General features: G+C 44.1%; 10 protein-coding genes. 5 read left to right on the forward strand and 5 right to left on the reverse strand.

Features of this window, described 5'->3' with window-relative positions:
- The first annotated feature begins 93 nt into the window (after positions 1–93).
- The gene (locus tag BW947_RS05070; RefSeq protein WP_076497236.1) at positions 94–1,089 is read left to right on the forward strand and encodes a LysR substrate-binding domain-containing protein; all 996 of its coding nucleotides are present in this window, start codon (positions 94–96) and stop codon (positions 1,087–1,089) included.
- Positions 1,090–1,216: 127 nt separating this feature from the next.
- On the opposite strand, the gene BW947_RS05075 is transcribed toward BW947_RS05070, so the two are convergent.
- A complete protein-coding gene (locus tag BW947_RS05075) occupies positions 1,217–3,088 on the reverse strand; it encodes a methyl-accepting chemotaxis protein (protein ID WP_076497237.1) in 1,872 nt (623 codons plus the stop codon).
- A 343-nt stretch (positions 3,089–3,431) separates the two neighbouring features.
- A complete protein-coding gene (locus BW947_RS05080) occupies positions 3,432–5,303 on the reverse strand; it encodes a methyl-accepting chemotaxis protein (protein ID WP_076497238.1) in 1,872 nt (623 codons plus the stop codon).
- Between the two features lie 391 nt (positions 5,304–5,694).
- Between BW947_RS05080 and BW947_RS05085 the strand changes: the two genes are divergently transcribed.
- Positions 5,695–6,057, forward strand: a complete 363-nt coding sequence (locus BW947_RS05085; RefSeq protein ID WP_076497239.1) for a hypothetical protein — start codon at positions 5,695–5,697, stop codon at positions 6,055–6,057.
- A gap of 16 nt (positions 6,058–6,073) precedes the next feature.
- Here BW947_RS05085 and BW947_RS05090 read toward each other — a convergent pair whose 3' ends face one another.
- Both BW947_RS05090 and BW947_RS05095 read right to left on the reverse strand, forming a co-directional pair.
- Positions 6,074–7,576 carry a DUF4145 domain-containing protein gene (locus BW947_RS05090; protein WP_076497240.1) on the reverse strand — a complete coding sequence of 501 codons (1,503 nt, stop codon included), beginning with the start codon at positions 7,574–7,576 and terminating at the stop codon, positions 6,074–6,076.
- 33 nt (positions 7,577–7,609) lie between these two features.
- On the reverse strand, positions 7,610–8,317 hold the full coding sequence (locus BW947_RS05095; protein WP_076497241.1) for a hypothetical protein: 708 nt from the start codon (positions 8,315–8,317) through the stop codon (positions 7,610–7,612).
- A gap of 190 nt (positions 8,318–8,507) precedes the next feature.
- Between BW947_RS05095 and BW947_RS05100 the strand changes: the two genes are divergently transcribed.
- Both BW947_RS05100 and BW947_RS05105 read left to right on the forward strand, forming a co-directional pair.
- Complete coding sequence (locus BW947_RS05100) at positions 8,508–9,038, forward strand: DUF2780 domain-containing protein (RefSeq protein ID WP_076497242.1); 531 nt, start codon at positions 8,508–8,510, stop codon at positions 9,036–9,038.
- A 98-nt stretch (positions 9,039–9,136) separates the two neighbouring features.
- Positions 9,137–9,595 carry a tellurite resistance TerB family protein gene (locus BW947_RS05105; RefSeq protein ID WP_076497243.1) on the forward strand — a complete coding sequence of 153 codons (459 nt, stop codon included), beginning with the start codon at positions 9,137–9,139 and terminating at the stop codon, positions 9,593–9,595.
- 16 nt (positions 9,596–9,611) lie between these two features.
- Here the strand turns inward: BW947_RS05105 and yjeH are convergent, their stop codons facing one another.
- Positions 9,612–10,883, reverse strand: coding sequence for an L-methionine/branched-chain amino acid transporter (yjeH, locus tag BW947_RS05110; RefSeq protein WP_076497244.1), 1,272 nt, complete (start codon positions 10,881–10,883; stop codon positions 9,612–9,614).
- Between the two features lie 250 nt (positions 10,884–11,133).
- Here yjeH and BW947_RS05115 point away from each other — a divergent pair, with 250 nt between their 5' ends.
- Positions 11,134–11,565, forward strand: a complete 432-nt coding sequence (locus tag BW947_RS05115; protein ID WP_076497245.1) for an Lrp/AsnC family transcriptional regulator — start codon at positions 11,134–11,136, stop codon at positions 11,563–11,565.
- Positions 11,566–11,762: the final 197 nt, after the last annotated feature.

Below are 11,762 nucleotides of genomic sequence, written 5' to 3' on the forward strand. Positions count from 1 at the left end.
TGAACAATATTTTAGTGGGCGTTATTTTAATTAACTCAAGGTATGAATAGAAATGGTATAATTTCCAAAGTAAATTTCCTCTGAGGAATATCTTTGAATATTGACAACTTAGCCAGAATCGATCTTAACTTACTCGTCATACTCAAAGTTCTACTAGAAGAGCAAAGCGTGACCCGCGCCGCAAGCCGCTTACACATAAGCCAATCCGCACTCAGTAAGAGCTTAAGCCGCCTTAGAGAAACCTTAGACGATCCGCTATTTCAGCGTACCGCCCATGGCTTAAAACCTACAGCACATGCTCTTATACTCGGACAAAAACTGCCGAATATATTACAAGATTTGTATCAATTAACTCAGCCTCCGACCTTTAATCCCGCCAGTAGTAATCGGCAATTTTCCTTTGCCATGGTCGAAAGCGCCTATGAAACCTTAATTCCGTATTTTATTGGCCCTATGCTGACCACCGCACCTAACGTCAAACTCGACTCCTACGTCTGGACCGAGAAATCGATGCAAGATTTGCAGCAAGGGCAAATTGACTTTGGTATTTCAGGACGAGATCTACATCCATTGTCCGATTTTCAAGTCGATCGCCTGCCCGAAGGCATTGCTTATCAGACATTATTTACCGATCAGCAAGTATGCTTAGTGCGTGAAAACCACCCACTAATGACAGCACTGACTTCAGAACAGTGGACTTTAGCACTCTACCTTGATATGGCCCATGTTCAGGTTCGTTGTGAAGGCAACGATTGGTGGGCGCTAGATTACTTTCTTGCCGACCTTGGACATAGACGGCAAATCAGTACGACAGTACCTGACTTTTATGGTGCCGCCAGTGTATGTGCTCACAGCAATTTGATCTTCACGTTGCCATCGAGCTTTGCTCGCCATGCCTGTCAACTTTATCCACTCAAACTATTGCCATTACCCTTCAAGTTTATGCCCATGGCCTATGTACTGTTATGGCACCAAAGAAATAATGAAGATCAAGGGCACAAATGGATTAGAGAAACCATTTGTCAGAGCATAGCCGCCTTATTTAACCCGCTTGGCAACTCCTCGCTTGATAGTCTAGTGGGAGAATAACGGCACACGGTGAGAATCATTAAAAGAGAATATCGCCGTGAGTATCGATACAAAAAGGCCCGATAATATGGTTATTATCGGGCCTTTTATACGGCATAACATTAGCCATAACGAAACAACGGTAACGCTATAAAATAAAGGTCGCTACCTGGGCTTTCAAATCATTTGCACGAGCTTTCAATGCTCTAGCCTGTGCTAAGTCTGACATCGCTGATGCGCTGATTTCATCAGTTACATCTTTAATCGCAACCGTATTTTGAGTAATTTCACCCGTGACTTGGGTTTGCTCTTCCGCAGCGGTGGCGATTTGGCTGGCCATATCTGAAATAACGTTAACCGCTTGGGTAATCTCTTCTAGCGCTTTCGCCGCCGCATTAGCATCGCCAACACTGTTTCCAGCTAATTTCTGACTACTTTCCATCAAGCTCACGGCTCTGGCAGTAGTACGCTGCAAGGTTTCAATCGTAGTATGTACTTCTTGAGTCGAGTCTTGAGTACGGCGCGACAACACCCGCACTTCATCAGCCACAACCGCAAACCCTCGGCCTTGGTCACCAGCACGAGCGGCTTCAATCGCTGCGTTAAGTGCCAATAAATTGGTCTGTTCTGCAATCCCTTGAATCGTCGCTAAAATACTCGAAATTGACTGCGCATGGCGGCTCAAATCTTCAATTACATCCGTTGCTTGAGTCACTTCATCGGCGAGAGAATTGATAGAGTTACGGGTTTTATTCACTAACTCTTTACCCTGCAAGCTACTCATAGCCGATTGCTGTGCTGCCGTGGCAGTATTCTCAGCATTAGCCGCAATTTCATTAGTGGCACTCGCCATTTCAGTCACAGCTGTCGCGACCATAGCCACCTCTTGCTGCTGACGTTGTAATTCATTTACTGAGTTTTGCGTAGTCACTAAACTACGCTCTGCATCAGTATCTAATTCGCTGGCCAGTTGACGGATATGACTAATTAACTGATGTTGACTACCCACAAAACGGTTAAAGCTATCGGCAAGCATACCCACTTCATCGTGAGTATCGACAGAGATACGTTGCGTTAAATCACCATTACCATCGGCAATGCGAGCGAGAGCTTTTGATACGTGACCTAAAGGCCCTAAAAGCACATTTACTAACCAAGATATAGCTAACACACTCACGATCAACACCAGTGCCGATAATCCAAGTTGGGTAAGTAACAGGCTAGAAAGTGGCGCGTTTAACGTCTCTTTATCGAGCACTAATACCAACTCCCAGTCAGTGTTGGGTATATCAACGGCCCAAACGAGTTTGTCACGGGACTCACTTTCAAAATACATCGGTAACAAGGTACCAGCCTTACGGCTCTGCTCTGGTAAACCACGATTAAGATCGTTATCGATATCACTTATCGGTTTCAACGTCTTAGTTTGATCTTTATAGGCGATAACCGTGCCGTCTTTATGCACCATGATGGCATAACCGTTTGCAGGTAACTTCATCTGATTGATTTCTTCGATGAGCATATTAATGGATAAATCTCCTGCCACCACACCACCTACGACGGGTTCAGCTAAAGTCACCACTAAAATATTGAAGGCACTATCGAGATAAGGTTGAGTTAGTATGCTTTTACCCGCTTGCACCGCGGCTTGATACCAAGGGCGGGTGCGAGGATCAAAGTTGGTATAGTCAGTTGCCGGCTCTGAGTCCCGCATATTACCGTTTGACTCACCAAAATAGGTTGATTCAAATCCTCCAGACTGCTTAGCTTGTTTTATTGCCTGTGCAATATCATAACCGGGCTGTCCCACGATACTTTTAATAATTTGCTGATGACTTTCAAGCCACTTACTAATCAACAGAGCTTGCTGATCTCCAATCCGTTGAGCTTGCTGTAAGTTCGCCTCTAGTAGTGCTTTCTTTTGGCTAGAGTAACTCTGCCAAGATAATAGTAAAATAACCGCGCAGAGCGCGATAATAACCGAAAATAGGATTTTATTTTTTAAAGAATATGAGTTCATAATATTGTTCACTAATAAACATCAGGTAATTAGACTAACTAAAAATAAAACCACTATTTTTAGTCACGGTTAGTTTACTTAGATACATAAAAATATAGTTCATAATTCCACTATCACCAGTAAAGGTGAGTCGTTGAAACAAAATTTATCGCAGTCAAAAGACCCACTTAAAAAGCGTCTATATAAAATAAATTGTAACTCATCTAAATTTAAACATAAGGTATCTAAAAAGTTAAAACACTTACAAGAAACGTTGTGCTGGTATAATAAAAAAGTGCCATAAATTTATATGGCACTTTAAAATTAAAAAATAATAATTGTCCGACTGCGCTATCTACTTAGATCATAGAATAAAGGTCGCTACTTGAGCCTTTAAATCATTTGCGCGGGCTTTCAACGCTCTAGCCTGTGCTAAATCTGACATCGCAGATGCGCTTATTTCATCCGTAACATCTTTAATCGCAACCGTATTTTGAGTAATTTCACTCGTTACTTGAGTTTGCTCTTCCGCTGCGGTGGCAATTTGGCTGGCCATATCTGAAATAACATTAACCGCTTGCGTAATCTCTTCTAGCGCCTTCGCGGCCGCATTGGCATCGCCAACACTGTTACCGGCTAGTTTCTGGCTACTTTCCATCAAGCTCACAGCTCTAGCCGTAGTACGTTGCAAGGTTTCAATAGTTGTATGCACTTCTTGGGTCGAATCTTGAGTGCGGCGCGATAATACTCGTACTTCATCAGCTACAACTGCAAAGCCACGGCCTTGCTCTCCAGCACGAGCCGCCTCAATGGCTGCGTTAAGCGCCAATAAGTTAGTCTGTTCTGCAATTCCTTGAATTGTTGCTAAAATACTCGAAATGGATTGTGCATGACGACTCAAATCTTCAATCACATCTGTTGCTTGAGCAACTTCATCAGCCAAAGAGTTAATTGAGTTACGGGTTTTATTTACTAACTCTTTACCCTGTAAGCTACTCGTAGCAGATTGCTGCGCTGCCGTTGCGGTATTCTCGGCATTAGCCGCAATTTCATTAGTGGCACTCGCCATTTCAGTCACAGCTGTTGCGACCATGGCGACTTCCTGCTGCTGACGCTGTAATTCATTTACTGAGGTTTGCGTGGTGACTAAACTGCGCTCCGCATCAGCATCTAACTCACTGGCCAGTTGACGAATATGGCTAATTAATTGGTGCTGGCTACCGACGAAACGGTTAAAACTATCTGCAAGTACACCTACTTCATCTTGAGTATCGACAGAGATACGTTGCGTTAAATCACCATTACCATCAGCGATACGCGCCAACGCTTGCGATACTCGCCCTAAAGGACCTAAAAGCACATTCACTAACCAAGAAATGGCTAATACACTCAAGAGTAACACCAGTGCCGCTAATCCTAGCTGAGTCAGTAATAGGCTAGACAGCGGGGCCTCTAAGGTTGCTTTATCAAGCACGAGTACTAATTCCCATTCAGTATTGGGAATATCAACACTCCATACCAGCTTATCGCGGCCTTCATTGTCAAAATACATCGGTAACAGTGCACCCGCCTTGCGGCTCTGCTCCGGTAAACTGCGATTAAGCTCATCATCGATTTCACTTATCGGTTTCATCGTCTTCGCTTGATCTTTATAAGCGATCACCGTGCCGTCTTTGTGCATCATGATGGCATAACCATTGGCTGGTAATTTCATCCGATTAACACCATCGACAAGGCTTGCGATAGATAAGTCTCCGCCGACAACACCTTGAGACGTGGGTTGTGCCATCGTTACCACTAAAATATTATAAGCAACATCCACATAAGGCTTAGTTAAAATAGGCGCACGTGCACTAGCGGCTTGTTGATACCAAGGACGGCTGCGTGGGTCATAACCGCTACGATCAATGCTGGGATCTGAATCATGCATTTGCCCAGTTTGAGAGCCAAAATAAGTTAACTGAAAACGGCCAGATACCTGTGCCTGTTGCAGTGTATTAAGCGTATCGCCTTCAACCTTACTCGCCAGTGCTCCCATAATATCTTGTTTGCTTACTAACCATTCTTGAATACGCTCGGCTTGTTGATCACCTAAGCGTTGTACTTGCTCTAGGCTATTTTGCAACAGCTGGGATTTTTGGCTGGAATAACTTTGCCATGACAACAAACCAATCACGAGTGAAAGGGCTACCACAACGGAGAACAGAATTTTTTGCTTGAGCGAATATGAGTTCATGTTGGTGTCTAATTTATTAACAAAGCATTGAGAAATAGGGTGTCTGAACGGGTTGAGCTGTGTCTAAACGGGTTTAGCTAATATTTATAGTTAATATTACAAGGCGACTTTTTACATTAAAACTAAAGCTTAATTTAGACTAAATTGTCCCATATTTTGTACAGTTAAGAAAGACGGTGCTCACATTTCCAGCAGAAAGATTTTTATAAAACTTATACACAACCAACAAAACCATAGTTGATAACTCAAATTATTTTTAACTCACAAATAAAGCAAATATTTAACGATGAATGAGTTTCAAAGTAAAATAAAGTAAATTAAGCAATATTAACGTGACCTAAACATACTCGCTATTGCACACTAAATGTCCACTGCTTATCGAGGAGTTCGCATGATTTATCAACAGTTCCAACGCAGTCCAATGCAGACACGAATTTCTGGCCCTCGGGCTTGGTTAGCGATGGCGGTTAGTCTGAGTCTAATTTGTTTATCGTTATTTTTATTACCCTTCGTTCTCCTATTTGGGGCTATTGCCCTCGGCTGTTTAGTGTTATTTAGCCGTTTCTATATGGTGCGTCAGGTAGCAAAATTTAACCAAGCACAGGCAAGCGCTAATCAACATGACTACATGACTGAAGAGCCACAAGGTCACGTTTACAGCTCAGCTAATATTGTCAGAGAGTCTAATGCGAGAGAAACCCATCGAATGCGCCAACAAGGGCGGACTTTTGAGCATAAAGAAGACGAACACTAACTTAAACGAATTAGAGTTAAGTTTGCGAGAGTAAAGTCTGCGCGTGTTTGAGGCTGTGAATTTCTGCAGGGTCTTGCGTTACTTTCAACACATTTTCAATCTGTAATGCAAGTGACTGCCGAAGGGGCTCGATAATATCGGCCTCTTTTTTATTGGCATTTTGTCGTGCTAATTTAAGCAAAGCCGCTGCCCCCACCACATCGATTCGCCCTAGCATACCGTCGGCTAATGCCATGCTTAGCTCGATCATGGCAGCAACACTGTAACTGTATTTAATGACTTGACGCAGATAATCCTCTGCCTGAGTCAAATCGTTGCCAAAGGCATTATCATCATTAAGCATATGTTGCGCGCGCATAAGCATGGCATCTAGTTGTCCTTGCTCTGCAGCTTCAGCCATCCAATGCTCGCTTGCTATAACATCCCGCGTGCAGCCATCGCCATTAGCCAACATTAAGGCCAAATGGTATTGAGCATGGGGATAACCCGCTTGCGCGGCTTTGCTGATAAAATAATGGGCTTGAGTAAGATTTTTTTGCTGGTAATGCAGCACACCTAAATTAGCCATAGCTTCGGCTTGTTCGCCATCTGCCGCGCGTTGTAAGTAATGCTGCGCTAACTGACTATCGGGTTGAAACGACTCACTGCCGACAAGATAAAAATATCCCAACAACGCCATCGCATTGACGATTCCAGCCTCGGCTGCGGTGGCAATCGCTTTTTCACCCTCAGCCACCTCTGGTGTACCTTGATATCCGTGGATTAATGCCACGCCGTGCTCATGCAAGGCCTCCATATTTCTAGGGGCCGCCAGGGAAAACCAATAAGCTGCACGGGAGAAACAGTCTGTTGCACTCAGATGAGAAGCACTATTGGCCTGGGAGATAGCGGATACATCGGCACTTGATGCTGGGCCTGCGGTTATCACAAGCGTTTGCTCTTTAAGTAACGTTTGTTCTTTGAGCGATTCTTGCTCTTTAAGCATTAGCGCCTTGGTTTTAAAGGATATCCCCACTAGATATTGCGCGTGTGCATCGTTTTCCATAATAGCGCGATAGCATAAATCTTTGGCCGTCATAGCGTCAGACGCTTCATAACAGTATTGAGATGCCGCGTACCTCTTCACCTTTGGGTACAAATGCTCAACTAAGGCCAAGGCATCTTTAATGGATTTTTGCGCGAGCGCGAGTAATTGCTCTTGGGTGAGATGATACTTTTCAGGGTGAGCGCCGCGATTACCGTCGGCACGCAATCGATGTAGCGCGCGAGTAGTTTTAACATCGATAACGCGTTGCTGGTTAAGTTGTTCGATTCTATCGTATAAATTTGGACTCGCGAACGCGACTTGCTTATCTTGCCCGAGTAACTCAGCAAGTTTATGAGTAAAGCTACGAATGTGCAGCAGCGACTGGGTCGGCACATCCTGCACATAGCTTTTTGCCTTGAGATAATCATCACTCAAAGAGGCCGAAAAATCTTGGATAAATTCACTATCCTTAATGACCGCTTTCATCCCCATGAGTGATTCCCTACAAACTAGATTGGATGTGTACTATGCAACATTAGGCTTTTTCGACACCATATATAAGCGAAATAACGCGACGTTAACGAATAAGCCAATGAAAGACATAATGGTATCCATCAACATTTGTAGCGGAAACCCACCCATTGCAGCAAATCCAGATAGCTGACTGCCGATAACGGAAAGTGGTAGATATAGCATTAATAGCGCAATCGTTTTCAGCACAATAGGACCGCTAAAACTAAAGCTTCCCTTAATGGCCTCTAATGGGGTTAAGCGTTCGACCACAACCATAAAGTTGACGTAAGCTAATCGGGCAAAAAGATAAAAACTAATGACCAATCCAATCAGCCATAAAGGTCCAAAGGCAGCAAACAGCATGACCGGGGCTAAGATTGCTAAGCCAGAAAACACCCCAGCCAATAATAGTGGTGGAACAAAAGGCAAGCTGGCTTTAAGTACCAAGCCCGCAGAAGGATTGTGTCCCTGAGAGCGCAGTTCTAAAAACAACGTAACTGCGGCAATAAGTACCGAAAAGGTGAGCAATAACAGCATCATCGCAATCATGTGCGGTGCACCAAACTGTGGATTTTCTAAATCGACTTTACCCATCTCTATGCCTAACCATAACTGGATCCCCACTTGGATCAACAGTAATGGCATAGTCAACATAGCGAGTTGTGCTAGATGATTACGGAAGAAGTTATAGGCTTCTGACAAAATTGCGGATAGTGACATGCGACTTTCCAAATAATTGAAATAAATTAACACTAAGAATTGCCGCTAAGGATACCGAAAATCCCTTAGTAATGCACAATAGAAATCATCAGTGTGAACTGTTAATCACAGAAAACTACTGCAACAAAAGCCGCAAACCCGCTAAACTGTCCAACGAACTAGCGCGTAAACTATTAAAGGACGCTTCCATATGAAACACACTATTACCCTGTCTATCCTCCTTGGCACTTGTATTTTGGCAGCGCCCGCCAGTGCGGGATGGCTAGATAACTTAACTGGAGCTCAAGCAAAAACGGAGAAAACGCTCGCGACGGCAACAGCAACTCAATCAAATGATTTGGTTGGTAACGTTATGTCACAGCTAGGTTTAAATCAAACTCAGGCAGAGGGTGGTTTAGGCAGTTTATTAGGTTTAGCGCAATCTAGCCTTGGTACAACAGACTATTCAACATTGGCTGCCAGCATCCCTAACGCCGACAGCCTATTAGCGGCAGCACCTGCACTAGACTCAACCTCAGGTGTATCTGGCTTGTTATCAAAAGCGGGAAATTTAGGATCATCACTACAAAGTAGTGCAATGGTATTTGATGCTTTTGAAAAACTAGGTATTTCTAAAGACTTGGCTATGCCAATGATCAATATTGCCAAGTCTTACTTAGACTCCAATGGCGCAGAAGGTACCTCAGATTTACTCACAAAAGGTCTGAGCTCACTGCTTTAACTCGGTATGCCCTCACCCTAAGCGCTCGATACTTAGGGTGAACTTTCATTCCTCAATCGACTCTACTCTATATTCCTCCAGCATAAGAGCCGCCATATATGATTGCAAAATTAAGACGATTTCTTGAAGCGCATACTCAAGCCGCTTCACCTGAAGACAAGGCGCATCAACTTAAGCTCGCCGCAGCTAGTATGTTACTTGAGGTGGTATTTGCCGATGACACACTGTCACCACAAGAAGCCGAGTTATTACCTAAATTACTGACCGAAACCTTGTCAATGTCGCAAGCAGATGCGCAAGTATTAATTGATGAAGCCAAAAGAGTCCAAGGCAACGCCACTTCACTCTTTGAGTTCACCACCGCCATTAATGCTGAATTTAGCCTTGAGCAGAAGCAACAACTATTGCTCGCAATGTGGCAACTGGCCTACGCCGATGGGCAGTTATCCCAGTACGAAGACCAAATTATTCGCCGCACTGCTGATTTGCTCTATCTAAAACACAGTGAATTAATCCACATGCGCAATATCGCCATAGAAACCAGTCATACCCAGTAGGTTTTAATCCTGCTGGTCACAGTAATGACTCTGGTACAGTCAAACTTTGCTTACGGATAATGTGGCTCTTTTGCCACCACAGGAATGGCGCCACCACTAATATTAATACCAACACGTAGGACATGCTGGCGCCAAGCGCAAAGGCCAGCACAACGCAAAATACACAACCGAGCGCCACTAACGGCCAATTATGCCGCGGTAATAACTTAGCTGCCGCTAACATCGCCATCAGATAGATCACCACAAACACACTATTGCTCCATGCGATAAGGTGCTCAAGCTCTTGCCCAGAAATATAGGTGAGCACGATGACACTTGCCATTACTGATAACAATGCTGCTAAAGCGCGAATAGGAACACCGTGGGCATTCTTTACCGCAAAAAAGCGCGGCAAAATACCCTCACAACTAAAGCTCCATACTAAACGAGCCGCACTGGCGGCATATACGTTAACTGTAGCCAACCCGCTGGCAATACCTAAAATACCAATAACTTGCGCGCCATAACCACCAAGTACTTGATCAAACACACCAATCATAGCAACGCTTTTATCTGTCGGAACTAATAAGAGTAAGAGTGTACAAGCCACATAAATAACCCCTACTAATATCGTGCCCATCATCATCGCGGGGATCATATCTTGTTGCGGGCGGCGAAAATCATCGGCGAGATGGGTCATAGCTTCGATGCCCAAATAACTCCAAAAAGCAATGCCAGCAGCCATCATTACGGTCGGCATTTCGGGCATACCATGGCTAGCAAGTGTGGTTAGCTGGCCTGGCTGAAAACTATTTGCACCAAACAGCACCATTACCACGGCAACTATGCACAGTGTCAGGCCAAATTGCAGCTTAGCCGACACTTGAATGCCCCTTAGGTTAATCAGGAACAAACCAAAAATAACTAGCACCTCAACACCAACCTTCGACCAGCCCGATATAGGTATTAAGGCGTTTACAAACTGAAAAGTCATTAAAATAGCTGCGGGCGCGCCCATCGGCACCACCAGCAAAAAGATCAACCCTATGGTTCGGCCTGCTGTGCGGCCAAAGGCTTTTTCGACAAAATAGGCGGGGCCAGCGGCATGGGGAAATACACTCGCTAAACGACCAAAGACAAGTGCCACTGGAATAATGGCTAGAGTAAGCAATATCCACGCGACTAGCGCGCCTGATTGCGCTTTTTCAATTGTCATTTGAGGTAAAATGAATACCCCAGTACCAAGCAAAGTGGTCGCCATTAATCCAGCACCTTGCCAACGACCTATAGTTCCGCTATTTGAATTCATCTGTTAGTATTCTGTGGTTTTTGAGCTGCTAGTATAGTGAGATTTAGCCCCACAATCTGCCGTTAATTTCAGTGTTCCTCACGTCCAGAACAAGCATAATCACGGTAAATGGCTGTATCTCAGTCAAAATGGCGGCTAATTTAAAGTTGAGTGATATTTCAAACTGAAAACATCAGTCAATTTTTAGCTGTTCAAACTAATGGCAAAATAGTACATGGATTTAAAACAACCATTTTCACTGGAGTAACCCTTGGATAAATTTGATACCGCCATCATTCATAGTCTGCGTCAGGATGCACGTCAAAGCGTGTCGAATATTGCTGAACAGGTAAACCTGTCACGCAGCGCAGTGGCCGAGCGCATTAAAAAATTAGAACAAACTGGGGTTATTCGTGGCTATCAAGTGCTATTGAGCGAATCACAAAAAGAGGGCGTATCGGCTTATTTCGAGATCCAGCATCAATGTCCACGCTGTGCTGACGTAGTACACGTTTTTCAAGCGATACCCGAAGTAATTACCTGCCGTGGAATTTCTGGCGATATGGATTTACTGGTTTATGTCAACGCACCTTCAATGCGCCGCTTACACGAGATCCGTGAATACATTGATACTCATACCGATATTATCAAAATCAAAACCCATGTGGTTATGAGTGAATGGATCAATAATCTCGGCGAATAAATTATATTTACCCCAAAACAAGAAACGCCACCCTAAAAATAAAGGTGGCAACGCCCATTTGGAGGCAGGGCAAAATAGTCAAGTCTAGAAAATGGCATCCTGCCCAGCGACCTCCCTGTTACACAACAAATCGCGACTAGACTTGTCCTTGAGAGCTAGCATCACAAGGGTTTATCTACAATATTATCCTTAAATAC

The sequence above is a fragment of the Shewanella morhuae genome (assembly GCF_900156405.1).
GTDB lineage: Bacteria > Pseudomonadota > Gammaproteobacteria > Enterobacterales > Shewanellaceae > Shewanella > Shewanella morhuae.